The sequence below is a fragment of the Streptomyces sp. NPDC001920 genome (genome assembly GCF_053594495.1).
Genome location: NZ_JBSFEP010000015.1, coordinates 1 through 24,684, shown reverse-complemented (window position 1 = coordinate 24,684; position 24,684 = coordinate 1). Strand labels below are relative to the sequence as shown.

29 protein-coding genes are annotated in these 24,684 nt (G+C 74.2%); 11 read left to right on the top strand and 18 right to left on the bottom strand.

Annotation, left to right across the window (positions count from 1 at the left end; translation table 11 throughout):
• Positions 1-127: 127 nt before the first annotated feature.
• Positions 128-1,126, top strand: a complete 999-nt coding sequence (locus tag ACWCPI_RS25475) for a LacI family DNA-binding transcriptional regulator (protein ID WP_451040458.1) — start codon at positions 128-130, stop codon at positions 1,124-1,126.
• Positions 1,127-1,238: 112 nt separating this feature from the next.
• Here the strand turns inward: ACWCPI_RS25475 and ACWCPI_RS25470 are convergent, their stop codons facing one another.
• Positions 1,239-2,735 (bottom strand): SDR family oxidoreductase, encoded by a 1,497-nt coding sequence (locus ACWCPI_RS25470; protein ID WP_451040301.1) that lies wholly within the window; start codon positions 2,733-2,735, stop codon positions 1,239-1,241.
• A gap of 240 nt (positions 2,736-2,975) precedes the next feature.
• On the opposite strand from ACWCPI_RS25470, the gene ACWCPI_RS25465 reads away from it, so the two are divergent.
• Complete coding sequence (locus ACWCPI_RS25465) at positions 2,976-3,596, top strand: DUF7691 family protein (RefSeq protein WP_451040300.1); 621 nt, start codon at positions 2,976-2,978, stop codon at positions 3,594-3,596.
• Here ACWCPI_RS25465 and ACWCPI_RS25460 read toward each other — a convergent pair.
• The 4 genes from ACWCPI_RS25460 to ACWCPI_RS25445 form a co-directional block, all read right to left on the bottom strand.
• A complete protein-coding gene (locus tag ACWCPI_RS25460) occupies positions 3,577-4,143 on the bottom strand; it encodes a hypothetical protein (protein ID WP_451040299.1) in 567 nt (188 codons plus the stop codon). The two genes, ACWCPI_RS25465 and ACWCPI_RS25460, sit on opposite strands and share 20 nt — an antisense overlap.
• On the bottom strand, positions 4,127-4,618 hold the full coding sequence (locus ACWCPI_RS25455) for an RNA polymerase sigma factor (RefSeq protein WP_451040298.1): 492 nt from the start codon (positions 4,616-4,618) through the stop codon (positions 4,127-4,129). The genes ACWCPI_RS25460 and ACWCPI_RS25455 overlap by 17 nt, the downstream gene beginning before the upstream one ends.
• 104 nt (positions 4,619-4,722) lie before the next feature.
• Positions 4,723-5,358 (bottom strand): class F sortase, encoded by a 636-nt coding sequence (locus ACWCPI_RS25450; protein ID WP_451040297.1) that lies wholly within the window; start codon positions 5,356-5,358, stop codon positions 4,723-4,725.
• Positions 5,355-5,762, bottom strand: coding sequence for a sortase-dependent protein (locus tag ACWCPI_RS25445; protein WP_451040296.1), 408 nt, complete (start codon positions 5,760-5,762; stop codon positions 5,355-5,357). Before ACWCPI_RS25445 ends, ACWCPI_RS25450 begins: the two co-directional genes overlap by 4 nt.
• 320 nt (positions 5,763-6,082) lie before the next feature.
• On the opposite strand from ACWCPI_RS25445, the gene ACWCPI_RS25440 reads away from it, so the two are divergent.
• From ACWCPI_RS25440 to ACWCPI_RS25420, 5 genes are all read left to right on the top strand, one after another.
• Entirely contained in the window at positions 6,083-6,502 is a 420-nt protein-coding gene (locus ACWCPI_RS25440) for a DUF6153 family protein (protein ID WP_451040295.1), read from the top strand.
• Between the two features lie 119 nt (positions 6,503-6,621).
• Entirely contained in the window at positions 6,622-7,260 is a 639-nt protein-coding gene (locus ACWCPI_RS25435) for a DUF305 domain-containing protein (RefSeq protein ID WP_451040294.1), read from the top strand.
• A gap of 218 nt (positions 7,261-7,478) precedes the next feature.
• Positions 7,479-7,928 (top strand): VOC family protein, encoded by a 450-nt coding sequence (locus ACWCPI_RS25430; RefSeq protein ID WP_451040293.1) that lies wholly within the window; start codon positions 7,479-7,481, stop codon positions 7,926-7,928.
• Positions 7,929-7,980: 52 nt separating this feature from the next.
• The gene (locus tag ACWCPI_RS25425; RefSeq protein WP_451040292.1) at positions 7,981-8,340 is read left to right on the top strand and encodes a DUF6479 family protein; all 360 of its coding nucleotides are present in this window, start codon (positions 7,981-7,983) and stop codon (positions 8,338-8,340) included.
• A 119-nt stretch (positions 8,341-8,459) separates the two neighbouring features.
• Entirely contained in the window at positions 8,460-8,648 is a 189-nt protein-coding gene (locus ACWCPI_RS25420) for a hypothetical protein (protein WP_451040291.1), read from the top strand.
• On the opposite strand, the gene ACWCPI_RS25415 is transcribed toward ACWCPI_RS25420, so the two are convergent.
• Positions 8,620-9,201 (bottom strand): DUF7144 family membrane protein, encoded by a 582-nt coding sequence (locus tag ACWCPI_RS25415; protein WP_451040290.1) that lies wholly within the window; start codon positions 9,199-9,201, stop codon positions 8,620-8,622. The genes ACWCPI_RS25420 and ACWCPI_RS25415 overlap by 29 nt on opposite strands.
• A gap of 205 nt (positions 9,202-9,406) precedes the next feature.
• Here ACWCPI_RS25415 and ACWCPI_RS25410 point away from each other — a divergent pair, with 205 nt between their 5' ends.
• Positions 9,407-9,865, top strand: a complete 459-nt coding sequence (locus tag ACWCPI_RS25410; protein WP_451040289.1) for an FxLYD domain-containing protein — start codon at positions 9,407-9,409, stop codon at positions 9,863-9,865.
• A gap of 7 nt (positions 9,866-9,872) precedes the next feature.
• Here ACWCPI_RS25410 and ACWCPI_RS25405 read toward each other — a convergent pair whose 3' ends face one another.
• The 3 genes from ACWCPI_RS25405 to ACWCPI_RS25395 form a co-directional block, all read right to left on the bottom strand.
• Entirely contained in the window at positions 9,873-10,787 is a 915-nt protein-coding gene (locus ACWCPI_RS25405; protein WP_451040288.1) for a carboxypeptidase regulatory-like domain-containing protein, read from the bottom strand.
• 147 nt (positions 10,788-10,934) lie between these two features.
• The gene (locus ACWCPI_RS25400; protein ID WP_451040287.1) at positions 10,935-11,219 is read right to left on the bottom strand and encodes a hypothetical protein; all 285 of its coding nucleotides are present in this window, start codon (positions 11,217-11,219) and stop codon (positions 10,935-10,937) included.
• A gap of 132 nt (positions 11,220-11,351) precedes the next feature.
• Positions 11,352-13,025 carry a glycoside hydrolase family 13 protein gene (locus ACWCPI_RS25395; RefSeq protein WP_451040286.1) on the bottom strand — a complete coding sequence of 558 codons (1,674 nt, stop codon included), beginning with the start codon at positions 13,023-13,025 and terminating at the stop codon, positions 11,352-11,354.
• 284 nt (positions 13,026-13,309) lie between these two features.
• Here ACWCPI_RS25395 and ACWCPI_RS25390 point away from each other — a divergent pair, with 284 nt between their 5' ends.
• On the top strand, positions 13,310-14,245 hold the full coding sequence (locus ACWCPI_RS25390; RefSeq protein WP_451040285.1) for an LAETG motif-containing sortase-dependent surface protein: 936 nt from the start codon (positions 13,310-13,312) through the stop codon (positions 14,243-14,245).
• A gap of 62 nt (positions 14,246-14,307) precedes the next feature.
• Here ACWCPI_RS25390 and ACWCPI_RS25385 read toward each other — a convergent pair whose 3' ends face one another.
• The 4 genes from ACWCPI_RS25385 to thrS form a co-directional block, all read right to left on the bottom strand.
• On the bottom strand, positions 14,308-14,739 hold the full coding sequence (locus ACWCPI_RS25385; RefSeq protein ID WP_451040284.1) for a hypothetical protein: 432 nt from the start codon (positions 14,737-14,739) through the stop codon (positions 14,308-14,310).
• A gap of 108 nt (positions 14,740-14,847) precedes the next feature.
• Positions 14,848-15,870, bottom strand: a complete 1,023-nt coding sequence (locus ACWCPI_RS25380) for an ArsR/SmtB family transcription factor (RefSeq protein ID WP_451040283.1) — start codon at positions 15,868-15,870, stop codon at positions 14,848-14,850.
• Positions 15,871-16,065: 195 nt separating this feature from the next.
• The gene (locus ACWCPI_RS25375; protein WP_451040282.1) at positions 16,066-17,079 is read right to left on the bottom strand and encodes a nucleoside hydrolase; all 1,014 of its coding nucleotides are present in this window, start codon (positions 17,077-17,079) and stop codon (positions 16,066-16,068) included.
• A gap of 72 nt (positions 17,080-17,151) precedes the next feature.
• The gene (gene thrS / locus ACWCPI_RS25370; RefSeq protein WP_451040281.1) at positions 17,152-18,417 is read right to left on the bottom strand and encodes a threonine--tRNA ligase; all 1,266 of its coding nucleotides are present in this window, start codon (positions 18,415-18,417) and stop codon (positions 17,152-17,154) included.
• 615 nt (positions 18,418-19,032) lie between these two features.
• Between thrS and ACWCPI_RS25365 the strand changes: the two genes are divergently transcribed.
• Positions 19,033-19,812 (top strand): hypothetical protein, encoded by a 780-nt coding sequence (locus tag ACWCPI_RS25365; protein ID WP_451040280.1) that lies wholly within the window; start codon positions 19,033-19,035, stop codon positions 19,810-19,812.
• A gap of 96 nt (positions 19,813-19,908) precedes the next feature.
• Here the strand turns inward: ACWCPI_RS25365 and ACWCPI_RS25360 are convergent, their stop codons facing one another.
• From ACWCPI_RS25360 to ACWCPI_RS25340, 5 genes are all read right to left on the bottom strand, one after another.
• Positions 19,909-20,184 (bottom strand): ribosomal protein L7/L12, encoded by a 276-nt coding sequence (locus ACWCPI_RS25360; protein ID WP_451040279.1) that lies wholly within the window; start codon positions 20,182-20,184, stop codon positions 19,909-19,911.
• 69 nt (positions 20,185-20,253) lie between these two features.
• The gene (locus ACWCPI_RS25355) at positions 20,254-20,982 is read right to left on the bottom strand and encodes a GAF and ANTAR domain-containing protein (RefSeq protein WP_451040278.1); all 729 of its coding nucleotides are present in this window, start codon (positions 20,980-20,982) and stop codon (positions 20,254-20,256) included.
• Between the two features lie 138 nt (positions 20,983-21,120).
• Entirely contained in the window at positions 21,121-21,903 is a 783-nt protein-coding gene (locus ACWCPI_RS25350; protein WP_451040277.1) for a TIGR03943 family putative permease subunit, read from the bottom strand.
• A complete protein-coding gene (locus ACWCPI_RS25345) occupies positions 21,900-22,868 on the bottom strand; it encodes a permease (RefSeq protein ID WP_451040457.1) in 969 nt (322 codons plus the stop codon). The genes ACWCPI_RS25350 and ACWCPI_RS25345 overlap by 4 nt, the downstream gene beginning before the upstream one ends.
• A 107-nt stretch (positions 22,869-22,975) precedes the next feature.
• Positions 22,976-24,319, bottom strand: a complete 1,344-nt coding sequence (locus ACWCPI_RS25340) for a helix-turn-helix domain-containing protein (RefSeq protein WP_451040276.1) — start codon at positions 24,317-24,319, stop codon at positions 22,976-22,978.
• A 100-nt stretch (positions 24,320-24,419) separates the two neighbouring features.
• Here ACWCPI_RS25340 and ACWCPI_RS25335 point away from each other — a divergent pair, with 100 nt between their 5' ends.
• Positions 24,420-24,593 carry a hypothetical protein gene (locus ACWCPI_RS25335; protein WP_451040275.1) on the top strand — a complete coding sequence of 58 codons (174 nt, stop codon included), beginning with the start codon at positions 24,420-24,422 and terminating at the stop codon, positions 24,591-24,593.
• Positions 24,594-24,684: the final 91 nt, after the last annotated feature.

Sequence of the window (24,684 nt, the reverse complement as noted above, 5' to 3'; positions counted from 1 at the left end):
CGCCGGTCGCGGGGTGAAGGGGCGAGGGCAGGTGGGTGCAGTGGACGGTGACAAGGCCCCGGTGGGCACGGGCCGGGCCGGAGGCCGTACGAGGAAACGTGCCGCCCGTCCCCGCCAGGGCGCCTCCATGGCCGACGTCGCACAGCTCGCCGGCGTCTCCTCCCAGACGGTCTCCCGCGTCTCCAACGGCTTCCCCGGGGTGACCGAGGAGACCCGCCGACAGGTCCTGGACGCCATGCGCGAGCTGGGCTACCGGCCCAACAGCGCCGCACGGGCCCTGCGCCGCGGGGAGTTCCGCACCCTCGGCGTGATCACCTTCTCGCTGTCCACCATGGGCAACATCCGCACCCTGGAGGCGATCGCCACCTGCGCCGCCGAGCACGGGTACGCCGTCACGCTGCTGCCCCTCGCCGTGCCCACCCAGGACGAGGTCAACGGCGCCTTCTCCCGCCTCGGGGAACTGGCCGTGGACGCGGTCATCGTCATCATGGAGATCCATCTGCTCGACGCGGCGACCATCTCGCTGCCGCCCGGCGTCCAGGTCGTGGTCGCCGACTCGGACGCCGGCGACCGCTACACCGTCGTCGACACCGACCAGGCGGGCGGCGCCCGCGAGGCCGTACGGCATCTGCTGGACCTCGGTCACGACACGGTGTGGCACCTGGCCGGGCCGGAGGGCTCCTTCGCCGCCCAGCGCCGCGCCGACGCCTGGCACGGCACCCTCGTGGCGGCGGGCGCGGTCCCACCGCCCCTGGTGCGCGGCGACTGGTCGGCCGAGTCCGGCTACCGGGCCGGTCTGCGGCTCGCGGAGGAGCGGGAGTGCACGGCGGTGTTCGCCGCCAACGACCAGATGGCGCTCGGGCTGCTGCGCGCCCTGCACGAGCGCGGCCGCAGGGTGCCCGACGACGTCAGCGTGATCGGCTTCGACGACATCCCCGAGGCCGCGTCCTTCCTGCCCCCGCTGACCACGATCCACCAGGACTTCGCCGAGGTGGGCCGCCTCTGCGTCGAGGGCGTCCTGATCAAGATGCGGCACGACGGTGCCGCGCACGGCACGACGCTCGTCCCGACCCGGCTCGTCGTGCGCGAGAGCACGGCACGGCGGGCTCCCCACGGGGCCGGCTGAGGGGGCCTCACGCCGGTGCCGGCCTGGGGCCTCACGCCGGTGCCTGCCTGGGGCCTCACGCCGGTGCCTGCATGGGCGCCGGCACGCCGGTCCTTCGGGCCCCCGGCCGCCCTCAGCGCAACGCGGTCGACTCCGCCGCGGCGGCGATGTTGCGGGCCATCCCGCCGAAGATGGCCGCGTGGAAGGGCGCCACGCCCCACCAGTACGCGTGTCCGGCCAGGCCGTGCGGGTGGAACAGCGCCCGCTGCCGGTAGACCGTACGCCCTCGCGGATCCTTCTCGACGGACATCTCCAGCCAGGCCAGACCCGGCAGCCGCATCTCCGCGCGCAGCCGCAGCAGCCTGCCCCGCTCGATCTCCTCCACCCGCCAGAAGTCCAGGCTGTCGCCGATCCGCAGCCGGGTCGCGTCGCGGCGGCCCCGGCGCAGCCCCACCCCGCCCACCAGCGTGTCCAGCCATCCACGCAGGGACCAGGCCAGCGGCGAGGAGTACCAGCCGTTCTCGCCGCCGATCGCCTCGACCACCCGCCACAGCGCCTGCGGGGACGCCGCGACCGTGCGCTCACGGTGATCCGTGTAGAGGCTGCCGCCCGCCCAGTCGGGGTCCGTGGGCAGCGGGTCGCTGGGGGCGTACGGGGTCGACGCCGAGGACCACCGGGTGGCCACGTCCGCGTCCTGCACACGGCGCAGGGCCAGCCGGATCGCCTGGTCGAGGCCGACCGGGCCCTCCGGCGGGTCCGGCACGTACCGGACGATGTCCCGTTCCGCGCACACCACTTCGTGCCTGAGCGACTCCACCAGCGGGCGGGCCAGGCCGCCCGGCACCGGCGTGACCAGCCCGACCCAGAGGCTGGACAGCCGGGGGGTGAGCAGCGGGACGGGCAGGATGACACGCCTGCGCAGTCCGGCGGCGACGGCGTACCGGCGCATCATCTGCTCGTAGGTGAGGACGTCCGGCCCGCCGATGTCGAAGGCGCGGTTCACGTCGTACGGCAGCCGCGCGCACCCCACCAGGAGGCGGAGCACGTCGCGGACGGCGATCGGCTGGATACGGGTGCGCACCCAGCTCGGGGTCACCATCACGGGAAGCCGCTCGGTCAGATACCGCAGCATCTCGAACGAGGCCGAACCCGACCCGATGGTCACCGCGGCCCGCAGGACGGCGGTCGGGACCCCCGAGGCCAGGAGGATCCGGCCGACCTCGGTGCGGGAGCGCAGGTGGGGCGAGAGCGCGTGCTCGGGGACCCCGGCGGGGGCCAGCCCGCCCAGGTAGACGATCCGCCGGACTCCCGCGGCGCGCGCCTGCTCGCCGAAGACCCGGGCCGCGCGCCGGTCCGTCTCCTCGAAGCCAGGCCCGGTGCCCAGGGCGTGGACCAGGTAGTACGCGACGTCCATGCCCTCCATCGCCGCGCGTACGGACTCCTCGTCCGTGACGTCCCCGCGGACCGCCTCCGCCTGCCCGGCCCACGGATGGTCCCGCAGCTTGCCCGGTGAGCGGGCCAGACAGCGCACGGAGTACCCGGCCGCGAGCAGTTCGGGTACGAGCCGGCCGCCCAGATACCCGGTGGCACCGGTGACCAGGCAGCGCAGCGGCGGGTCGTCGTCTGTCATGCCGGTCGTCCTCCCGGGCCGCCCCTGCCGTGTTCCCCCGAGCCCATGCTTGGGGCCGTGGGCGGGCGGCGCAACCGCACCGGGAGGACAGGCGCCGGGCGCCGCTTCCTCGACGGTCCCGGGGCCGGTGGTGCTTCGGCTCCCCGGCACGGCGCGCCGACCCGGTGGGCGTCAGGATCCGCGTGCGGGGGCGCAGTTCGCCGCGGACCGATTGTCAGTGGCGTGGCCTAGGTTCGTCGTATGAGTTCTTCTCTCAGCGTCTATCTGCTGGACGTGGCCGCCACGCGGGCCCTGGTCGGATCCCGCGACGAGCAGTTGCTGCACGTGATCCGCGACAGCTTCGGGGACCGGCTGGAGCGGTCCGACCGCGACTTCCGCCATGAGATCGACCAGGGCGCCCCCACGGCGTACGAGGCGCTGCGCGCGGTCGTCCACGGGGGCCCCTTCAGCGAGGACGAGGATCACGCGTTCCAGTACGGCTACGCCTATGAGCGGCTGTGCTCGCTCACCGGATCGTTCCTGGACAACAGTTGCTTCACACCGCATCGGGGGGACTGGCTGACGCAGGTCGACCAGGGGCTGAAGGCGCTGGGCATCACCGCGGTGTCCGTCGAGGAGTTCGGCTACAGCGGCCTGCCCGCTCCCCTGCCGTACACCTACGTACCGGGCTGCGGCCAGTGGGGGCCCGAGGACATCGCGCGGGCGCTGGAGCAGTTCGAGGCGACCAAGCGCGCGGTCGACGCGTCGGGTCAGGCGCCGCCGCTGGAGCCCGAGGTCGTGGAGGCCGTCATGCAGTGCCTCGGCTGGATGAGGCACGCGGTGCAGCGCCCGGGCTTCGGGGTCATCGGCTTCCGGTACTGACGTCCGGCGTGGCCGCGGCCGGGTCCGCCGACGGTTCGGCCCGTGCCGTCGGCGGCGTCCGGGTGGCCGGTGAGGTCGGTGTCGGCGCGGAGGTCGACGGCTCGGAGGTGGGGAGCGAGCCGCTCGGGGTCCGGGGCCCGCCGGCCCCGTCGCTCGTGGGCGTGGCGGAGTCGGCCGGCCTCGGCGGCACCGTCGGGGTGGGTGTGCCCGTGCCGGAGGTCGGCGCCGGGGTGGGGTGCGGTGACGGTTCGTAGGTGGTCGTCGGTGTGCTCGTGGGCGCCGGGGCCAGCGGGGGCGCCGGGGACGGGGAGGTGTCGGGCCTGGCGAGGTACAGCGGCACCGCGAGCAGGGCGGTGACCGCGCAGGCCGCGCCCAGACCCGCCGCCGTACGCAGCAGACGGCGCCGGGAGGCCGTCCGGCGGATCGTCTCGTAGCGGCCGGGGGGCGGGGCGAGGTGCTCGGGCGAGGGGGGCCGCAGGATCACCGCCAAGGGGTCGTCCGCGGCGAACTCGAGGCCCTCCTCCTCGTCGTCAAAGCGTGTGGTCAAGGCTTCTCCTCAGGTGGGCGCGGAGCAGTTCGCGGGCCGCGTGGAGGTCGGCCTTGACGGTTCCTTCCTTGCGTCCGGTCAGCACGGACACCTCCCGGATCGGCATGTCAGCGTAGTAGTGCAGGAGGATCGGGACGCGCAGTCGCTCCGGCAGCGACTGGACCAGCAGGCGTACGGACGGATCCGCCTGTTCCGTATGGCAGTTGACGGCCGCTTCCGAGGAGACCCGCCGCATCGCCCTGCGCTCACGCTCCAGCTTGCGCCAGTGGTCCCGCACCAGGTTGGCCGCGGTGACGTAGAGGAAGCCGCGCGGCTCGTCCACCCGGCTCCACCGCGCCCACAGCCTGGTGAACGCCTCGGAGGCGATCTCGTGGGCCGTCTCGTCGTCGTCGACGAGACGGCGGCACCAGCCTGCGAGGCGTGGATACAGGGCGGCGAACAGCTCGGACGCTGCCGTGTCGCGGGACCGTTTCAACGCGCTCCATGGTCGTGAGGAAGCCTGCGCAGGAGGAGATGCCGGGCCGTCGGCGTACGTTCCGCGGCCCCGGCACCCCGTCCGTGCCGGCCTGGCGGGAGATGTCAGGGGGACGTGGCGTTCAGCTCGGCGAAGACGATCACGTTGTCCCGGTACTCGTCGCCCTTGCGCGGGCCCCCGCACGTGATCAGCCGCAGTTCGGGGCGGGCCACGTCCCCGTAGACGTCCCGCGCCGGGAAGTCCGCCTTGGCCACGGTCCGTACGGCGCTGACGGCGAACTCGGCCGCGGCGCCGTCCTCGCGGCCCACGACGATGCGGTCGCCGCGATGCAGGCGGTCCAGCCGCCGGAACACCCCGTCCCCGTACCTGCCGACCGTGACATGGCCGAGCACGACGCACGGGCCGATCTGACCCGGCGTCGGTGAGTGCCGGTACCAGCCCACACGGTCGTCGGCGGTGATCGGCGGCACCTCCACGGTGCCGTCCGGCGCCAGCCCCAGCCGTATGACCGGGGTGTCGACCGCGATCGCCGGGATCCTCAGGCGGACCGGGTCCGAACGGCCGAGGATGCGCGGGGAGTTCGCGCCGGACGAGGGGGAGGCGTCCTTCCCGGACGGCTCCGCGCCCCTCCTCCTGCGGGAGCCCGCCTGCGTGTCCCGCTCCGCCGCGTCGCCACCGCAGCCCACCAGCACCGAGGCCAGCGCGGCCGTGCCGAACGCGCGCCTGGACAGGGAGGTCATTCCCCGGTGGCCCGCCGGCGCCGGACGACGAACGTGGTCGCGCCGCCGGCCAGCAGGAGCGCGGCCGCACCCCCGGCGACCAGCCCGCCGCCCGGGGTGGCGGATCCCGAGGTCGACGCGGTCACCCCGGTGTCGGGCGCGCCGGACGGTACGCGGGAGACCTGGCCGCCGCCCGGGGCCCGGGTCGGTTCGGCGGAGGGCGGTGCCGTGGGGACGGGGGACGCGCTGGTGCTCGGCCGGGCGCTCGGTTCGGCGGTGGGCGTCGGTGCGGCGGTGGCCGAGGGGGCGGTGGTCGGCGTGGCGGGTGCCGGAGTGGGCGTGCCCGTGGTGGCGAAGGCGGGGGCGGTGCTCGCCAGCAGGGCGGTGCAGGTCAGTGCCGCGGCACTGAGGAGGGTGCGGCGCATGGGGTCGCTCTCTTTCGTCGTTCGCCCGGTCTGTGGCGGGCCTGGGTGACGGGTCGAGCGGAGAGACGAGGCGGCCGGTGGGCGGGTTGTAAAGAGAAGGCAAAGTCCGTCGCCGACGCGGGGGCGGACCGGGGACGGCGTGGGGGCGCGCCCATGCGGCCTTACGTCGGGACTCATGATTCCGAAGGCAACACGATCCCCTGAGGTGGTCCTTCGCCTCCGCCGGGCGGCTCGTCGTGGCCCACGGGGGCACCCAGGTCGCGGTCCGCGACGCACGGCGCGTGTGAACCGACCGCGGACCGCGTACGTACGATGAGGGCATGACGGCCCGCGCGCAGCGCCACCATGCGCCACGGCTCCCCATCACGGGGCCGTGGCGCGTGCTCGTGCTGCTCGGGCTGCTCGCCGGGCTGTTCGCGATGCACGGGCTCGCACCCGGCGACGCGTTCGCCGCCGCCTCCGCCCCTCACCCCCACGCGCACGCCGCGAGCGCCCCTACGCAGCCCCCGACCGACGAATCCGTCTGCCACGGCGGCGATGCCGGCGGCGGCCACGCCCTGCACGCCGATCCGACCTGCGCCTCCGGTGCCGTCGGGGCGGGCCCGGTGCTGCCGGCCCTGGTGCCCGATCCGTCCGGGGCGGCCGTCGGCGTGGACCTCGGCGGTCGTTTTGTGGCCGCGCCCCCGAAGGGCGGGCGCGCGCCGCCCTCACTGGCCGAACTGCAGATCCTGCGGACCTAGGACAAGGCCGAGCCGTCCCCGTGACCCACGGGCGCACGGCGGTCAGCCATGCCCATGCCGCGCCTGGAACGCCCTCAGGGCGAGCGCGGCGACACCCGTACCCCGCAGGAGTTCTCAGCATGACCAGCACACGTACCCTCGCCCGCCGCGCCGCCCTGACCGCGACGGCGGCCACCACCGCCCTCGTCCTCGCCGCCTGCGGTGGCGACGGCGGCTCCGGCTCCGCCGCTCCGGCCGGCAAGCCCTCCTCGTCGAACGCGCAGGCCGCCGCCCACAACGACCAGGACGTCACCTTCGCGCAGGGCATGATCCCGCACCACCAGCAGGCCGTGCAGATGGCGGAGATGGCCGCCGACCGCGCCTCCTCGGCCCAGGTCGAGGACCTCGCCGCCCGCATCGAGAAGGCCCAGGCCCCGGAGATCGCCACCATGTCGGGGTGGCTGAAGACCTGGGGCGAGGACGTGCCCTCGGCGTCCCCCGGCATGGACCACTCCGGCGGTCACTCCGACGGTTCCGGCATGGCCGGGATGATGGACGGCAAGGCCATGGACCAGCTGATGAAGGCGTCCGGCAAGGGCTTCGACACCATGTTCCTGACCATGATGATCGAGCACCACGAGGGCGCGGTGGAGATGGCCACCACCGAGAAGAAGAAGGGTGAGTACGGTCCGGCGCGCGAGTTGGCGGACACGATCATCACCACCCAGACCGCCGAGATCCGGGAGATGAACAAGCTGCTCGGCAAGAACGCCGGCTGACACCCCGCCGGGTGGTGGAACCGGGCCGCGTCAAGGGGCCCGGGGCCACCGCCCGGCCGGTTCGGTGCGGGCGGCGGCCCGTTCAGGTGGGAACCTCGCGACGCGACCGCCGGAGCAGGTCCGCCGGCCCCGTGGGGAATCAGATCACCGGGCGCCACGGTTCCCCTGGCACGACCGTCGGAGAGCCGACGGCTGCGAGGCGGCGAGGAGGAGCCCCCATGTCCGGCACACCGGCCCGACCCCCCGTACGCGAACTGCGCCTGGTCGTCACCGCGGCCGACTACGACGAGGCGCTGCGCTTCTACCGGGATGTGCTCGGCCTCCCCGAGCAGGCCGCGTTCGCCTCGGCGGACGGCCGGGTCACCATCCTCGACGCCGGGCGGGCCACCCTGGAGCTGACCGATCCCCATCACGCCGGGTTCATCGACGAGGTCGAGGTGGGCCGCAGGGTGGCCGGCCACATCCGGGTCGCCTTCCAGGTGGACGACTCCACCGCCGCCACGGCCCGGCTGGCGGCGGCCGGAGCGGAGGTCCTCGCCGAGCCGACCCGGACACCCTGGAACTCCCTCAACTCCCGCCTGGAGGCTCCCGGCGCGCTCCAGCTGACCCTGTTCCAGGAACTGGGTGACGAGGAGGCGGGCGGGGCGGGGGACCCGGCGGTGAGTTGAAGGAGGCCGTCTCTCAAGGCGCCTATTCGTCCGTTTCGGTGATAATTGGGGCATGAGTACGGCGACCTTTGTACTAGCGGCCGCGTCGGGCGAAGTGTTCAACGTGATCGCCGCCTTCGTGGGTGGCCTGTTCATCGCAGGCGCACTGATCTGGGCCGTGCAGCTCGGCATGCGGGTCCGTGATCGAGAACTGCCCCGGCCCAAGGCCGAGGAGCAGCCACACCTCCCCGACACCGGGCCGGTCCATGAGGTCCGCGAGGTGAGGGAGCCGGACGAGGTGCCGCACGCGGAGGGCAAGGAACGGCTCCTGCCGCACGAACTGCACCACGCGGGCAGCAGGCGCAGCGAGGACCAGCACCGCAGGCGCTGGCAGCCCGGCAAGAGCGGGTCCTTCGGAGGCGGCGGCATCTGACCGCCTGGGGGGTGTCCGCACCGCACCGCACCGGGATATTCGGGTGCCGGGACGGTCACACCGTGTCACCCTGACCGGAACGCCCAGCACCCGCCGGGCGTGTCAGGTCAGGGGGCGGATTGAGCAGACGACGCTATGTGGCCCGGGGGGTGCCCGGCGGCTACCGCATCTGGGACAACCACGGCCGCCGGTTCTGGGGCGACTTCTACGAGCTCTGCCCGGACGAGCTGCTGGCAGAGCTGAACGGCCGCAAGGACCAGGCCAGGATCGGCGAGCTGCTCAGGCGTGCTCGCGCCGCGAAGCGCTAGCGGAGCCTCGGGAGTCCGTGGCGTCGGTCTCCGGGACGTCCGGGGCCAGGGCGAGGGCCAGGATCACGAAGAAGTCGATACCGACCATGATCACCGACCAGGCGGGCGTGTACGGCAGGAAGAGGAAGTGCAGCACCAGCCCGAGGGACGCCACGAAGATGCCGGTGACCCGGGCCCACCAGGCGCCCCTGAGGATGCCGAAGCCGACCGCCGCCACCACGACGCCGAGGACGAGCAGGGTCCAGCCCCACCCGGTGAGGTTCATCTCGAAGACGTAGTCGCCGATACGGCCGTACACATCGTCCTCGGCGATCGCGGAGATGCCCTGGAGGACGGCCAGCAGGCCGTTCACCACCATCAGGACACCGGCGAAGACGAGACCGCCGGTCGCCCAGCCGGGCGCGGGGGCGGGGCTCGGGGCCGGGGCGGGTCCGCCCTCGGCCCAGGGCCGCTCCGGGTGGGCGGCGCGTGAGTCCGGTGGCCCGGAGGTTCCCGAGGGGCTGTGGGCGGCGTCGGTCGCTCGCGACTGCGACTGCGGCTGCTGCTGGCTCATGGCTGCCGTACCCCACTTCTCGCGTGTTCCGCGATCGTGTTCTGCGGTCGGTACGACCATCGGACCGCGAGGGCGCGGTCACCACGGGGGAAAGGCCGATCGGGTGACGACCGGGGTGCGGGCGCGGGCGCGGGGACCTTCACTGGGGAGGAGCCCGTACGAGCGGCTCACCGGCCCGAACCGGACCACATCCCCTGGAGGCACCATGCCCGGTCACCGGACGCGGTGGACGACGACCACGATCCTCGCGACCACCGCTGCCGTGGCCGCCGCCGTCCTGACCGCCTGCTCCGAGGACGAGACCCCCTCCTCGGCGGCCAGCAAGGCGGCGTCGGCCTTCGCCTCGGCCACCGCGGAGGCGGGCCGCAAGCTGGACGACATCAAGGGCGGTGTCGACGCCAGGGACGCGGTGCGGCTGGGCGAGCCGACGACCGACGCCGACGGCCGGGCCACCGTGCAGGTCACCGTACGGAACACGACCGACTCGACGCGGTCCTTCGCGGCGCAGATCGACTTCCGGGACGAGGACGGCAATCTGCTCGACGCGGCCGTGGTGACCGTGGCCGACGTGGCCGCCGGCGGATCGGGGACGGGCACCGCGCGCAGCACGCGTGATCTGAGCGGCGAGGTACGGGCGGAGGTGGCACGGGCGGTGCGCTACTGAGCGCGGGTCACCGTGTCGGACTGCGCCGGAGCGGATCGCCCTCGCCGTCCGACACGGTGTGCGGCCGCCCGGCCACGGTGATGTTGATCTGTTCGCTCGTCGCGCTGACCCCGTTCAGGGTCGCCGTCGCCTGGAGGCGGCCCGGGCCCGGCGTGAGGGCGAGGCCGGGTACGCAGGACCAGGTGCCGTCGGGGGCGGCGGTCGTCGCGCAGACCTCGTTCTCGCCCGCGTCGCGCACCGTCACCTGGGCGCCCGGGTAGGCCGTCCCCGCCGCCTGCGGCGAGGCGCCCAACGGGACGCCCGAGTGGGGCCGGGACAGGGTCGGTGCGGGCAGCCCGACCGTGACGGTGCAGGTGCCCCGCTCCCGCACCACGCCCTCGGCGTCCCTCAGGACCAGGGTGCAGTCCGGCAGCCGGGTGCCGGGCTCGGCGTCCGGACGGACCGACAGCACGAAGGGGAAGGTACGGCCCTTCCACGCCTCCCCGGCCGCCGCGTCCGCCTCGGCGGCGGAACCCGGCACCGGCTCCCCCGCCGAGGAGGGGGTTCCCACGAACGTGTACGTCCCGCTGCCCCCGCCCAGCGCCACGGAGGCCCGGTACGCGCCCGTCGGGTACGGCACCCCGGTCACCCGTGTCCGCGCGGGCGCCGTCAGGGTCAGTGTGGAACCCGCCTTCAGCGCCGCCCCGTCGTACCCGCCGACCTCGACGATGCCCTCGCGCCCGGGCTCGATGGTCGCGGACGCCCACAGATCACGGTCGACGGGGCGGGGGCCGCCGGCCGGCCCGAGGCTGTCGACGACCGGACCGAGGCCACGGCCGAGCAGTCCGACCGTGCCCTCTCCCCCGTACGCCGTACCGGACATCACCAGCGCGCCCGCGACGGCGAGCGACCCGAGCACCGAGGTCTTTGCGTACCTGCTCATCGTCGGCGGAGCTCCTCACACGCGTCGGCAACAGCACTGTCTGCGATTCTCACGGCGTGTTCCCGTCCCCGACGTGCGGAGTTCGGCCGTACGGGCCAGGGCCGCGGCGCCCACCACCCGTCCGGGCGCCGCCCACGGCCGGTCGTGTCAGCCCTCGCCCTCGGGCTTCGCATGCCGTACGGCCTTCTTGACGTCCTCCTCGGCCTCGTTGCGCGAGGTGCCCTGCTGCTTCGCGTACTCGGTCACCGCGCTCTGCACGTCGCGGGCGAGATCGCGCCAGGCCCGCCAGGCCGTCTCGTAGGTTTCGGTCTGGAGCTGGGTCCACGGCGTATGGGCGGGCGGCCCGTACCGGTCCCGTAGTTCCTCGACCCTGGTGTGCGCCTGGTCGGCCGCCCGCTGCATGGCGACCAGCTCGTCGAAGGTGCGTGCCACGCGTCCGGATCCTTGGGCAGCCGGGCCGCGCCGCCCGTCTCGCCACGCGCGCGGCCCGTGCCTGTCACCCGGACGGAGTCGACCGGTGCCGCCAGGCGGGCCCGGGGCCCGGCCCGTCGGCGGCCCGCCCGGCTACGCCAGCCAGACCGTCGTGTCCGGCCCCAGCAGGCCGCCCTCCAGCGGCGCGCTGCCGATCAGCACCTCACCGGGCGGCAACGGCACCGGCGCGCCGGAGAGGTTGGCCACGCACCGCCAGCCGTCCGAGCGTGCGAAGTGCAGCACTCCGGGCGGGCCGTCCGGCGCCCAGTGGAGTTCCTCGCCCTGCAGGAGCTTGCGGCGCAGGCGCAGGGCCCTGCGGTACAGCTCCAAGGTGGAGCCCTCGACGCCGTCCTGGGCCTCGACGGCGTACGCCGCGAACGCCGGGGGCTGCGGCAGCCAGGCCCCGCCCGCGCCGAAGCCGTACGACGGGCCCGTCGTCGTCCACGGCAACGGCACCCGGCAGCCGTCGCGGCCCTTGCGCACACGTCCCGTCTGCTCCCAGACGGGGTCCTGGAGGACCTCGACGGGCAGGTCGGCGACCTCGGGCAGGCCGAGTTCCTCGCCCTGGTAGACGTACGACGAACCGGGCAGCGCCAGCATGAGGAGGGTGGCGGCGCGGGCGCGGCGCAGGCCCGCCGACGCGTCGACTTCCGGCGCGTGACCGCCGGACAGCAGCCAGGCGTTGTCGTCGGTGCCGGGCGGGAGCATCAGGCGGGAGGCGTGGCGTACGACGTCGTGGTTGGACAGCACCCAGGTGGCCGAGGCTCCGGCGGCGCGGGCGGTGGCCAGGGAGTCGGTGATGATCCGGCGCAGTTCCGCCGCGTCCCAGCCGGCCTGGAGGTACTCGAAGTTGAAGGCCTGGCCCAGTTCGTCCGGACGGGCGTACAGCGCGCGGCGGGCGCTCGGGTTGACCCAGGCTTCGGCGACCGCCATGCGGGGCGGGCGGTAGGCGTCGAGGATCTTGCGCCAGTCGCGGTAGATCTCGTGGACCTCGTCGCGGTCGTAGAAGGGGTGGGTGCCGGGCGGGAAGCCGGGCAGCGCGTCCTCGCGGCTGAGCTCCGGGGCGCCGAGGTCGCGCAGCGGCTCGCTCAGGTCCTTGGCGAGGGCGTGCGCCACGTCGACGCGGAAGCCGTCGACGCCGCGGTCGCACCAGAAGCGCAGGGTGGTGCGGAAGTCGGCGCGGACCTCCTCGTTCTCCCAGTTCAGGTCGGGCTGCTGCGGGGTGAACAGGTGCAGGTACCACTGGCCGTCGGGGACCCGGTGCCAGGCGCTGCCGCCGAACACGGACTGCCAGTCGGTGGGCGGGAGTTCGCCGTGCGGGCCGCGGCCGTCCCGGAAGACGTAGCGGTCCCGGGCGGCGGAGCCGGGGCCGGAGCGCAGCGCCTCCTGGAACCAGACGTGCTGGTGGGAGGTGTGGTTGGGGACGAGGTCGACGATCACCTTCAGGCCGAGCCGGTGGGCCTCGGCGGTCATGGCGTCGAAGTCGTCGAGGGTGCCCAGACGCGGGTCGACGTCGCGGTAGTCGGCGACGTCGTAGCCTCCGTCGGCCAGCTCGGAGGGGTAGAAGGGGCTGAGCCACAGGGCGTCCACGCCGAGCGCGGCGAGGTGGTTCAGGCGCTGGGTGACGCCCTTGAGGTCCCCGAGCCCGTCGCCGTCGCCGTCGGCGAAGCTGCGGGGGTAGATCTGGTAGATGACGGCCTGGCGCCACCAGTCGGGGTCCTTGGAGGAGAGGTCGGGGGTCGCGGGCGTGGTGGTGCGGACGGTCACGCGTACTCCTCTGCGGTGCGGCGGTCCGTACAGGCGATAACCAGAACTCTGTCCATATCACCGGAAACGTGAACCTCTGAGCCCCCCGGAGTGGTTGCTTCCTTGTGTGGCGAAATTGTGATGACACCGCGAACAGGGCTTGTATCGCCGCAGGTTGACAGCGTTCTACCAGGGGACCCACCATGTGCTCACGCTGTGGCGCAGGTGACCAATGAGCCCAGTGTTTCTTCGACCATGGGGGTGTTCTGTCCCCCCACCATGCACACGCCAAGAATGGGATACGCATGTCCATAGCGAGACGTGTCATCGCGCGACGCCTGCTGGGGACGGGCGCCGCGTCACTCGCCCTGTGCGCGGCCACCGTCGCCTCCGCCTCCGGTGCCTGGGCCACCGGCACGCCCGGCGGCGACGGCTGGAAGTCCGGCGGCTCCTACCAGCCCGGCACCGGCGCCGGCACGGAGACGGCCACCGACCGCTGCCAGTTCTCGCTCGACGGCACGAACTTCTACGACTCCGTCAAGGTCGACGACCAGAACCTGAAGGTCAGCGACGACGGCAAGGTCCACCTCACGGTGCGCGCCGCCGCCGACGCCACGACCTGCACCGCCTCGCTCGCGTCCTACCTCGCCCACGGCCCGACCTTCGCCACCTCCGGTGAGCAGGTCTTCGTCGACTTCGACACGGTCACGGTCAAGCCCGGCGCGACCGGCACCCTCGACATCGCCGTCCCGGACGCGGGCTGCTTCGGGCAGATCGACCTGTACCGCGGCGCGGTGAAGTTCGACGGCAAGCTCGACGCGAACGACGGCTTCGAGCACGGCGAGCTGCCCAAGGGCCCGGACCGTCCGGTGATCAAGGACAAGCTGATCGCGGCCTGGAACGGCGGCACGAAGGACTGCACGAGCAAGCCCCCGGCCACCGAGGAGCCGCCGACCACGCCGCCGGCGGAGCCGTCGGAGCCGGAGTCCGAGGAGCCCTCGACCCCGCCGGAGGAGACCACGCCGCCGGCCTCCGAGACCCCGTCGACCGAGACCCCGACCCCGGAGCCTTCCGAGTCGACGACTCCCCCGGCCCCGAAGCCCAACGGCGGCGGTGACAACCTCGCGGAGACCGGCGGCAGCAGCGCGACCGGCCCGATCGCCATCGGCGCGGTGGTGCTCGTCGCGGGCGGCGCGGCGTTCGTGGTGGCGTCGAAGCGGCGTCGTACGGCGCGTTCCTGACCATCCGGCAGCCGAAGGGCCCGGGGTGCCGTCCCCGGGCCCTTCGGCTGCACGGTGGGACGTCAGTAGCAGTTGCGGATCCGGTACACCGGCCCCCAGTCGTAGCTGGTGTTCTGCTCGTCGATCGGGACGTTCCTCAGGACGTTGCCGGACGAGCCGTAGAAGGTCGCCGTCGCGCGGCTGCCGGTCTGGAAGTTGGCGTAGCCGCCCGTGCCGTTCCAGTACGACAGCGCGTACGTGGCGCAGCGGTAGAACTTGAACACCTTGTACGTGTTCCTCGTCGGGTCCCAGACGCGGGCGCACAGGTTCCCGGTCGGGCACTCGTAGCCGGGGCCCGGCGTGTAGAAGAAGTCCGCGGCCGGCGACACCGTCGGCGCGTTCGCCCGGGTGCTCACGTCACCGGTGGCCGGCGCGGCGCCGGCACCCGGGGCCAGTCCCACGGCCAGCATGCCCGCGGCGGTGACGGCCGTACCGAGAAGGGAACGTAGACGCATGAGAGTGAACTCCCCCTGTGTGGTGTGGAGCTTGGTCGCCCTCAGGCTGTCAGCGCCCCTCCTCCCCCTGCCACACCTTGAAGCCCAGCCTTAAACGGAAGCCGGAGCTCAGGCGTCGACCGGGCGGTGCACCGCGCCGGAGATCAGGGCGAGGCCCGTCGGGGTGATGGTGTGCAGGACGTTCCTGCCGCGGCGGACGCTCACCAGCAGGCCGGCCCGGCGCAGTACCGCGGTGTGCTGGCTCACCGCCGCGTCGGAGATGCCGAAGCGCAGGGCGAGTTCGCCGGTCGTACGGCCCGCGACGACGTCCTCCAGGAGGGCGGCCCTGGTCCGGCCGATGAGCGCCCCGAGTTCCGCGCCGCCGGCCGCCGTGCCGACCCGGACCGGGCCGGGCTCCCCGGCCCAGCCCAGGGTGTGCTGGATCGGGTGGACCAGGACCGGCGTCCCTTCGTCGACGGCCAGGGTCAGGGGTCGGCGCAGACAGAAGAAGGACGGCTGCAGCAGCAACCCCCTGCCGTGCAGCCGCAGTTCGCGGTCGACGGGATAGTCGGCCTCCAGGACGGGCGGCCGCCAGCGCAGTACCGGCCGGAAGCCCGCCAGCAGCCCGTCGGTGCCGCCCTCCAGCACCGCCCGGGCGCGGACGGCCCGGTCCGCGTCGATCTGGGCCCGGATCCGGGGCCAGAAGGGGGCGAGCGCGGCCCGGTGATAGGCGTGCAGGGCGGCGCCCAGGCCGCGCAGCGCCTCGGGTTCGCCGTCGGCCAGGGCACGGATGCCGGGTGGTAGCGGACGCGGCGGCCGGGCCGGGGAGGCGGCGAGCAGGGCGAGGTCGCGGCGGAGCCGGGTCCGGGGCGTGCCGAGCACGGCGTCGACCGCGGCCGGCAGGTCGAACGAGCCGCGCGGGTCGGGTGTGAGGAAGTCCGGGAAGTAGCCCCGCGGCGGCAGCAGCGCGGCGAGCAGGGTGTGCACCGAGCCCACCCGGCGCCGCACCAGCCTGCGCCACTCGTCGAAGAGCAGCGGGGCGTCCGCGCTGATCAGTGTCTGGAAGCTGGTGGCGATCTCCCAGAGGGGGTCGGGGGCGGCGGCGACGCGCACGCGCGCGAGGTCGTCGGCGGTGAAGTGCACCCGCAGCATGGGGTCTCCGATGGTGGTCGGTCATCGGGTGGTGGGGGGATGTGGGCGCGAGGCGGTGCCTCACTGTGCCCCCGACAGTGACCGAACCGCACTTGTACGGACAAGGCGGCATTCGGTCACCCTGGGGTCCGTCGTTCGGACGCCGGCATGATCCGGACGACGGGCACTGGCCCTCGCCGCCGGTCCGACCGGCCGTCAGAGACCGGCCACGGTCCCCAGGTACAGCTTCACGAACCGGTCGACGTCGACGCCCAGGGCCACGTCCACCAGCGGCTGCTCGCGATGGCCGGCGTGGATCTCGGACTCGCCGTGGCGCGGGCGGCGGTCGACGATGGTCTGGCCGCGGGTCGGACCGGGGGCGAGGGAGACCTCCACCGGCAGCAGGCGGGTGGTGATGCCCGCCGGGTCCACGACCGCGCAGACCGCACCGGCGTCGCCGATGCCGCCGGCCTCCGGGTCGGCGGTGACGCCGGAGGCCGGCGGGTCGCGGGACAGCAGATCGGCGGCGAGGTCGGGGGTGGCCGGGCGGTGGGACAGCAGGTCGCCGGCGAGCCGGGCGCCGGGCTCCTCGCTCTCGCGCAGGCGCCGCACGTCCGCCCCGGGCACCACGACCCGCTGGAAGACGTCCAGGCCGTACATGGTGATCGGCACGCCGGCCGTGAGCAGGATCGCGGCCGCCTCCGGGTCGTGCCACACGTTGAACTCCGCGACCGGCGTGGCGTTCCCGGTGGCCACCGCGCCGCCCATGAAGACGATCCGCTCGATGTTCGCGGTGACCTCGGGGTGCGTGCGCAGCAGCAGGGCGATGTTGGTGAGCGGGGCGGTGGGGACGAGGGTCACCGGGCGCGGGGAGGCGAGGATCTCGCGGCGCAGCAGGGTGACCGCGTCCACCTCGGCCGGGGCGCGGGTCGGGCCGGGCAGGCCGAGGTCGCCCATGCCGTCCTCGCCGTGCACGTGCCGTGCCGAGCGCGGGGGCTCGACCAGCGGGCGTCCGGCTCCCCGGGCCACGGGGACGTCGGGGGCGCCGGCCGTCTCCAGGACGGTCAGGGTGTTGCGTACGACGCCGTCCACGTCCGTGTTGCCGGCCACGCAGGTGACCGCGCGCAGGTCGAGGCCCGGGTGGCGGACGGCGAACAGCAGTGCCAGGGCGTCGTCGACGCCGGTGTCGCAGTCGATGATCACCGGGACGGGCTGACCGTCGTTCGTCACGACAGGCTCCTCTCACGGGCGGCGGCCCTGCGGGAGCGACCTTACGGCCTGCGGGCGCCGCGGATGTCCCGCTCACTCCCACAGCTCCGGGCCGCGCGCGGCGGCCCGGTCGGCGATCCGGCCGATCAGCTCCGCACCGGACAGGGCCCCGGGGCTGCGCCCGTCCCGCAGCCGTACGGCCACGAGGCCGCCGTCCGCCGCGGACTCGCGTTCCCCGATGACCGCCTGGTACGGCACCAGGCGGGACGCCCGGACCCGGGCGCCCAGGGTGCCGTCCTCGGGGCCGGCGAGCTCGGCGCGCAGTCCCCGGTCGAGGGCGGCGCGCAGCAGTCGCCGCGCCTGGTCGGCCTGGGCGTCCGACACGGGGAGGATCACCAGCTGCACGGGGGCCAGCCACACCGGGAAGGCGCCGCCGTGCTGCTCGACGAGGTGGGCGACGGCGCGTTCGACGCTGCCGATGACGCTGCGGTGGACCATCACCGGGCGGTGCCTGGCGCCGTCGGGGCCGATGTAGTGCAGGTCGAAGCGTTCGGGCTGGTGGAAGTCGATCTGCACGGTGGACAGGGTCGCCTCGCGGCCGGCCGCGTCGGTGATCTGCACATCGATCTTGGGCCCGTAGAACGCGGCCTCGCCCTCGACGGCCTCGTACGGGATGCCGGACCCGTCGAGGACCTCGCGCAGCAGCGCGGTGGCCCGGCGCCACAGCACCGGATCGGCCACGTACTTGCCGCTCTCGCCCGGCAGGGAGAGACGGTGTCGGGCGGCACGGATGCCGAGGTCGGCGTAGGCGCGGGCGATGAGCCGGAGTGCGGCGCGAGCCTCCTCGACGGCCTGGTCGAGGGTGCAGAAGATGTGGGCGTCGTTGAGGTGGATGGCCCGCACCCGGGTGAGGCCGCCGAGCACCCCGGACAGCTCCGAGCGGTACATGCCCCCCAACTCGGCCATGCGGTAGGGCAGTTCACGGTAGCTGCGGGAGCGGGAGCGGTAGATCAGGGCGTGGTGCGGGCACAGGCTGGGGCGCAGGACGACCTGTTCGGCGGTGTTTCCCCCGCCGCCCAGGTCCATCGGCGGGAACATGTCGTCGCTGTAGTGGGACCAGTGCCCGGAGATCTCGTACAACTCCCGTTTGCCCAGCACGGGTGAGTACACGTGCCGGTAGCCGGCCCGGCGTTCGGTCTCGCGGACGTACTCCTCCAGCACCTGCCGGAGGGTGGCGCCGTCGGGCAGCCAGTAGGGGAGGCCTGCGCCCATCAGGGGGTCGGTGTCGAAGAGGCCGAGTTCGCGACCGAGGCGGCGGTGGTCGTGGACGGAGGGTCGCTGCGGGGTGGGTTCCTGCACGGTGGCTCCCTGGGTCGGGCCGGAAGCGAGCACCCACACGACGAAGCCCCGGGGCGGCTCGCCCCGGGGCTTCGGATTCGCTCAGCTGTCAGCGCGCCGGGACGGGGTCCGGCGTCGTCGTCACAGACGGCATGGCGCGCTTCATGGGGCGACCGTAACAGCGGCGGGGTGCGGGTGTCGCGGTGATTTTGCGGTGCCCGCACGGCGATCGGGCCTCCGGTTCCCCTCCCCGCAGGGCTCGCGGATGCCGTCCGTCGAGGGCGACGAGGGCCACGGCGTCCACGCCTCGGGCACGGGCCCCTGCTCCGACCGCACCGTCGACGCCCGCCTGGAGCGGGGGAGGGGCCGCGGGCGGCCCCCTACGTCACCCGCGAGCCGTCCGGCCGCCGCGGCCCGGCGCGGACCAGACCAGCCGGCCCCCCGGCATCGCGGCGGGCACCGGGAGCGCCCCGCCCCTGACACGCCTCGCCGGGAACGGCGGGGTACGGACCCGCGCGGGCGGGCCGCGTCACCCGGACGGACCGGCGCGCTGGTGGTCACCCTTCCTTGGTGGTGCCTTGAGAACACGTACCCCGATCTTGAGCGCGCCCACGGTCCCAGCGCAGGAGGTCCCCGATGCCCCGTCCCCCGGCCCGCGCAGTCATCGCCTCGACGCTCACCGCGGGCGCCCTGCTGACCGCGTCCGCCTGCTCCGCCGTCGGGCTGGACCGGGCGGCCGATGACGTACGCGCCCCCGCCTCCCCCGCGGGCACCACCGGCGCGCCGCGGGTGCCCGCCGCCGACCCCACGCTCACCCAGGCCCAGGCCAGGGCGGCCCTCATCGGCGAGGCCGACCTCGGGGAGCCCTGGGTGCCCACCGAGGGGTTCGCCACCTGGCGGGAAACCATGCTGAAGGCGACCACCGAGTCCGAGGAGTGCGGCCGGCTCCTCGACAGCCTCTACGCGGAGGAGCTCTTCGGCCCCGACGCCCATGTCCGCGCGTCGGTGGGCCTGGACGACCAGGGGGACGAGGCGCAGTTGCGCTACCAGGTCGTCGCGCACCGGCCGGCGGACGTGGACCGGGCACTGGCCTGGCTCGACGGGCTGTCGAGCGAGTGCGGGCGGTTCGCGGCCACCGCGCGGGGCGGGCCGATGACCGTATGGGTCAGGGGAGTCGAGCTGCCGGAGGTCGGGGACGCCCGGCAGGGCCTGCGGATCGTCCTCGGCGCCGTCTCCGAGGACGAGGAGGCACCCACCCTCACCTTCGACGTGGCCGCCGTCCGTGTGGGCGACGACGCGATCGTCGTCACCACCGGGGGCCTCGGCGAGGTGTCGGCCGACGCCACCCGGACGGCCCTTGAGGTGGGCGTCCAACGGCTGGCGGAGGTGCGCAAGCGGGGCCGGGCGAGCGTGTGAACGCGGCGCGCGGCAAAGGCCCTGTCGTCACATTCCCGCCGTCCGCCCGCAGGGCGGGCCCGGAATTCGACGACAGGGCCTACGGCACGGCGGCCTCTAGACGATGCGCTCCACCGCGTCCTTGGCCTCCTTCAGTCCCGCCCCGGTGATCTCCCGGTAGGCCTTGATGGCCGGGATCTTCTTGCCCTCCCGCGCGAGCGCCACGACCTCGTCCATCCTCGGGTCCTCGTCACGCAACCCCAAGTGGTCCATGATCAGGTCGAGTTTGCGCTCCACTCTGGCAACCCGCTTGTCGGCACGGCCCATCCGGCTCTCGACGCCGAGCAGCATCACGAGCGCGACGGCCACGAAAATCAGCCCCGTTGTGTCCATGACCGTCGATCCTAGGCACCGGGCCGGGGCCCGCACGCCACGGGGCGGGCCGGACCGGCCGGACGCCGGCTAATCCCTGTCGAACCGCAACCGGTGCGCCACCACGTCCCGCGCCACGTCCAGTGCCGTACGCCCGTGCGCGAAGGCGTGGCCGCGCAGCCGGGCCAGCGCCTCGTCCGTGCCGATGCCGAGCTGGGCCATCATCATGCCGGTGGCCTGGTAGAGCCGGTCCTGGTCGGCGGCCAGTCCGCTCAGCCACCGCTCGTCCTCCGGGTCGCCGCCCGCCTCCTCCGCGCGGGGCAGCGCCATCAGCGCCACGGTCATCATCCCGGCCACCAGCCGCGCCGTGCGCAGGTCCCGGTCGGTGAGGTCGCCGGGGGTGTCGCGGTAGAGGTCGAGGGTGCCCACGCACACCGTCTCGTTGCCGAGCGGTATCGAGTACACCGCCCGCACTCCGACGGCCGTGGCCTGCTGGGCGAAGACCGGCCAGCGCAGGACGTCCCCGCCTCCCGTCAGGTCGCGGGCGAGCACGGGCGCCCCGCTCAGCGCGGCGGACTGGCAGGGACCGTCCCCGAGGGTGGCCTGGAGCTCGGTCACATAGGCGGCCTGCGGACTGCTCGCGCCCAGCTGGACGGGCATGCCGTCGCTGTGCAGCGACACGCTCGCGCCCGTGACGGGCAGCAGCTCCACCGCGACGTGGCACAGCCGCGCGGGAATCTCTCCGGGCCCCGCGCCCCGCACGCCCGCGCCGACCGTCTCCTGCCCCCGTTCACCCCGGTGATCGTCTTCGGGCTGCATGGCAGCCTCCTCGTCCCGAGCGCGGAACGGCATGCCTCGTCCCAGACCCACGCGGCCTCGATCGCTCGTCTCGAACGACGCCCGACTACCCGTGCCCTGCCCCGTGAAACCCCCCGGCCGGCGCGGCGAACCCCGCCTTCACCGCCTCTCGTACGGGTTCGCGGGCGGCTCGACCCGCCGCACCGAAGCGGCGTCCAGGACCGGTGGCCAGGCCTCGTCCGTGCCGAGCGCGCCCTTGGCCCGCCAGGTGCCGGTGACGGCGATCCAGGTGTCGGCCAAAGGCGCCTGGACGCCCCGGACCTCGACCTTGTCCACGGTGGCGTCGGCCGCGCAGCAGGCGATCTGGAGGCGGGTGACGTACCAGGTGCCGTCGGCGTCGCGGGTGACGAAGCCGGTGAGCCGGACCGTGCGGCCCGCCAGTGACCGTCCGCTGTCGTAGACCGCCCGCGAGCCGAACTCCGCCAGCGTCAGCTCCACTGGATCCCCGGCCGGGAGCGCGGGGAACGTCCCGACGCCCTGCGCCGCCCGTCGCGCCGCCTCGCGTTCGGCGCTGTAGGAGCCGAGGGCGGGGGGCGGGAACAGCAGGAGGGCGAGGGCGGGGAGGGCGAGGAGCCAGGCGATACGCGGGCTGTGGCCGTGATCGTGCCCGTGGCGGTCCCCCTGCCCTGGCCGGTGCTCGGGCCCCGGCTCGGGCTCGGGCTCGGGGCCACCGTGCGGGATGTTCCCGGGACCCGCGTGCCGTTCCCGCGGGCGTACGACCGCCGCCGCCACCGCCAGCGCGACCAGCACCAGGCCGGACAGCACCAGGTACGGCCGCAGCGACTGCTGGACGTAGCGCAGGTACAGCTCGCCGAACAGGGAGATCCGCAGGATCGCCGCGCCCGTCAGGAGCAGCAGGACGGCCGGGCCGTAGCGCCTCACAGCAGCCACCATCCCACCAGCACGCTGCTCACCACGGCCACCACCCAGGTCACCGAAGAGAACCGCAGCGCGAAGGAACGCCCGAACGTCCCCGCCTGCAGCGCCATCAGCTTCAGGTCCACCATCGGCCCGACGACCATGAAGGCCAGCCGCGCGGTCGGTGAGAACCCGCTCAGCGAAGCGGCGACGAACGCGTCCGCCTCGCTGCACACGCACAGCACGACCGCCAGCAGCGCCAGCAGCAGCACCGACAGCCAGGGCGAGTCGGTGAAGAGGTCCAGGACCGAGCGCGGCACCACGATGTCGAAGGTCGCCGCGGCCGCCGCGCCGACGACGAGGAAGCCGCCCGCATGCAGGAAGTCGTGCTGGAGACCGGCGGTGAAGGCGCGCAGGCCGGAGGCGGCCGGGTCGGCGTGCCGTGCGGGTGGCCGCAGCCACTCCTCGCGGCCGAACCGGAGCCAGAGCCAGCCCATCACCAGGGCCGTGGCGAGCGAGGCGACCAGGCGGCCGAGGACCATCTCCGGCTGCCCGGGGAAGGCGACGGACGTGGCCACCAGGACGACCGGGTTGATGGCGGGTGCGGACAGCAGGAAGGCGAGGGCGGCGGCCGGGGCCACGCCACGCCGCATCAGGCTCCCGGCCACCGGTACCGACGCGCACTCGCAGCCCGGCAGGACGACGCCGGCCGCGCCGGCGACGGGCACGGCGAGCGCCTGGTTGCGGGGCAGCAGCCGGCTGAAGACCTTCTCCGGGACGAAGGCCCCGATCGCCGCCGACACGACGGTGCCGAGGAGCAGGAAGGGCACGCCCTGCACGGCGATCGCGGTGAAGACGGTCCACCAGGCGGCGACGGGCGGGGTGTACAGGTCGAGCGCGAGCGCGGGGCCGAGGACCGAGGCGACGGTGGCGATGACGAGGAGCGCGGCACCGCCGAACACCGCGTACACCAGCGCGCGCACGGCCATGCGCAGGCCGTCGGCCACCGTCCGTTGGTTCTCCACGCGCCCGCCCCATCGTTCTCACCGCTCCCGCGCAGGCTAACCCGGCCGGGGCCGGGCACCACCCCGGGGCCTTACAGCGGAGGCTGTGCGGGCGCGGGGCCGAGGGTCGTGGTGCCGGGGGCCGTGCGGTGGCCCAGGCCCGTGCGGTACGCGTCCAGGGCCGCCTCCACCCTGCCGGTGCGGCGCAGCAGGTCGCCGAGGAGCCGGCACAGGTCGGCGAGGTCGCCTGCCGCGCCCGCGCGTTCCAGCAGGCTCAGCGCGCGTACGTAGTGCTCCTCGGCGGCCTCGGTGTCACGGGCGTCCTCGGCGATGATGCCGAGGAGGCGGTGGGCGGCGGCGGAGTGCAGGGCGCCGCGCTCGGGGCTGAGGTCGCTGAGCACCTCGTGCAGGAGGGCGGCTGCCTCGCCGGAGCTGCCGCGCCGGTGCAGCACGTCGGCGAGTTCGACGGCGACCTGGCTGGTGTAGAGGGCGGCGCGCTGGGCGGTGAGCATGGTCCGGGCTTGGCGCAGTTCGGCCTCGGCCCGCTCCAGCTCGCCGTTCTGGGCGTAGACGTAGCCGCGCATCCAGTGGCAGTTGGCCAGCTCGGTGCGGATCTGGAGCTGCCGGTACAGTTCGGCGGCCTTGGCGAGGGAGGCGTCGGCCTCGGCGATCCGTCCTTCGGCGAGGAGGGTGCGGGCGACGGAGCGGTGCATCCGGGCGACCAGGGCCGGGTCGCCGGCCTGCGGGGCGAGGGCGAGGGCGTACTCGGCGGCCTGGGCGGCGCGGGCGTGGGCGCCCATGTCCATGTAGGGGCCGATGACCGCGGTGTAGAGCAGGAGCAGGGCGTCGGGGTCGTGCAGTCCGCCGCGGTTCAGTTCGTCGAGGGTGGACTCCAACAGATAGACGGCGTACCGGAGTTCACCGGCCAGGTAGTGCGAGACGGCGCGGCCGCGCAGGGCCGGCACCCGGGCGGGCAGGGGTGCGTCCGCGAGGGCCCGCTCGGCCAGTTCGAAGTACCTGCGGGCCTCGGTCAGTTCGCCCGTGTCGATGCCGCACTCGCCGAGTCCGAGCAGCGCGACGGCCTCCGCCTCGACGAGTCGGTGCTCGCGCGCCTCGGCGAGCAGGGCCGTGTACTGCTCCGCCGCGGTCTCGGCCTGTCCGACGGCCAACGTGCGCTGCGCCTCGGTGAGCCGGAGGCGCAGATCGGTGGCGAGACGGGCCGGACGTCCGGTCGCGAGCTCGTCGAAGCCTACGCCGAGCCGCTCCGCGAGATGCCTGAGCGCGTCGTCGGAGGGCCGCACCCGGCCGGCCTCCAGCGTGGAGACGTACGCGGGCGTGTAGGCGGGCTCCGCCAACTGGCGCTGGGTGAGCCCCCTTTCGGCGCGCAGCTGCTGTACCCGGCGCCCGATGACCTCCGGGTCGTCACGCTCGGCCATGGCCCCAACTCCCCCTGTGACCCTTGCCGTTCGGCTGGGACGACCCCTAGGTTAAACCGTGTATTAAACGTGCTTAATACATTGCCGCTGAGAGGTCGCCGTGCTCGAACGCACCAGCACCACCGAGCGTTACACCCGAGGTGTCGCCGCCGCCGTGGTCGCCGTGGTGACGCTGGTCCTGGCGGCCAACGCGGGGCCGGCGCGAGCGGCGGAGGCACGGCCGGCGTGGCAGACGGCAGCCACCACGGACCCGGCCGCCCCCGCCGACCGCTAGGTCGTGTCCGCAAAGTCCCGTCGTCCGCCCGGAGGGCGGGCCCCGCGGCGTATGGTGCGTGCTCTCGGCGTGCCGGGCGGAAGCCCTCGTA

What these genes read in the sequence shown, in the direction of transcription:
- ACWCPI_RS25340 (WP_451040276.1), bottom strand. Translation starts at nt 24,319, where the DNA reads ATGGCCGAGCGTGACGACCCGGAGGTCATCGGGCGCCGGGTACAGCAG.
- ACWCPI_RS25445 (WP_451040296.1), bottom strand. Translation starts at nt 5,762, where the DNA reads ATGCGCCGCACCCTCCTCAGTGCCGCGGCACTGACCTGCACCGCCCTG.
- ACWCPI_RS25345 (WP_451040457.1), bottom strand. Translation starts at nt 22,868, where the DNA reads ATGGCCGTGCGCGCGCTGGTGTACGCGGTGTTCGGCGGTGCCGCGCTC.
- ACWCPI_RS25405 (WP_451040288.1), bottom strand. Translation starts at nt 10,787, where the DNA reads ATGAGCAGGTACGCAAAGACCTCGGTGCTCGGGTCGCTCGCCGTCGCG.
- ACWCPI_RS25380 (WP_451040283.1), bottom strand. Translation starts at nt 15,870, where the DNA reads ATGCTGCGGGTGCACTTCACCGCCGACGACCTCGCGCGCGTGCGCGTC.
- ACWCPI_RS25355 (WP_451040278.1), bottom strand. Translation starts at nt 20,982, where the DNA reads ATGCAGCCCGAAGACGATCACCGGGGTGAACGGGGGCAGGAGACGGTC.
- ACWCPI_RS25440 (WP_451040295.1), top strand. Translation starts at nt 6,083, where the DNA reads ATGACGGCCCGCGCGCAGCGCCACCATGCGCCACGGCTCCCCATCACG.
- ACWCPI_RS25465 (WP_451040300.1), top strand. Translation starts at nt 2,976, where the DNA reads ATGAGTTCTTCTCTCAGCGTCTATCTGCTGGACGTGGCCGCCACGCGG.
- ACWCPI_RS25435 (WP_451040294.1), top strand. Translation starts at nt 6,622, where the DNA reads ATGACCAGCACACGTACCCTCGCCCGCCGCGCCGCCCTGACCGCGACG.
- ACWCPI_RS25410 (WP_451040289.1), top strand. Translation starts at nt 9,407, where the DNA reads ATGCCCGGTCACCGGACGCGGTGGACGACGACCACGATCCTCGCGACC.
- ACWCPI_RS25415 (WP_451040290.1), bottom strand. Translation starts at nt 9,201, where the DNA reads ATGAGCCAGCAGCAGCCGCAGTCGCAGTCGCGAGCGACCGACGCCGCC.
- ACWCPI_RS25385 (WP_451040284.1), bottom strand. Translation starts at nt 14,739, where the DNA reads ATGCGTCTACGTTCCCTTCTCGGTACGGCCGTCACCGCCGCGGGCATG.
- ACWCPI_RS25470 (WP_451040301.1), bottom strand. Translation starts at nt 2,735, where the DNA reads ATGACAGACGACGACCCGCCGCTGCGCTGCCTGGTCACCGGTGCCACC.
- ACWCPI_RS25430 (WP_451040293.1), top strand. Translation starts at nt 7,479, where the DNA reads ATGTCCGGCACACCGGCCCGACCCCCCGTACGCGAACTGCGCCTGGTC.
- ACWCPI_RS25365 (WP_451040280.1), top strand. Translation starts at nt 19,033, where the DNA reads ATGCCCCGTCCCCCGGCCCGCGCAGTCATCGCCTCGACGCTCACCGCG.
- ACWCPI_RS25450 (WP_451040297.1), bottom strand. Translation starts at nt 5,358, where the DNA reads ATGACCTCCCTGTCCAGGCGCGCGTTCGGCACGGCCGCGCTGGCCTCG.
- ACWCPI_RS25360 (WP_451040279.1), bottom strand. Translation starts at nt 20,184, where the DNA reads ATGGACACAACGGGGCTGATTTTCGTGGCCGTCGCGCTCGTGATGCTG.
- ACWCPI_RS25425 (WP_451040292.1), top strand. Translation starts at nt 7,981, where the DNA reads ATGAGTACGGCGACCTTTGTACTAGCGGCCGCGTCGGGCGAAGTGTTC.
- ACWCPI_RS25390 (WP_451040285.1), top strand. Translation starts at nt 13,310, where the DNA reads ATGTCCATAGCGAGACGTGTCATCGCGCGACGCCTGCTGGGGACGGGC.
- ACWCPI_RS25475 (WP_451040458.1), top strand. Translation starts at nt 128, where the DNA reads ATGGCCGACGTCGCACAGCTCGCCGGCGTCTCCTCCCAGACGGTCTCC.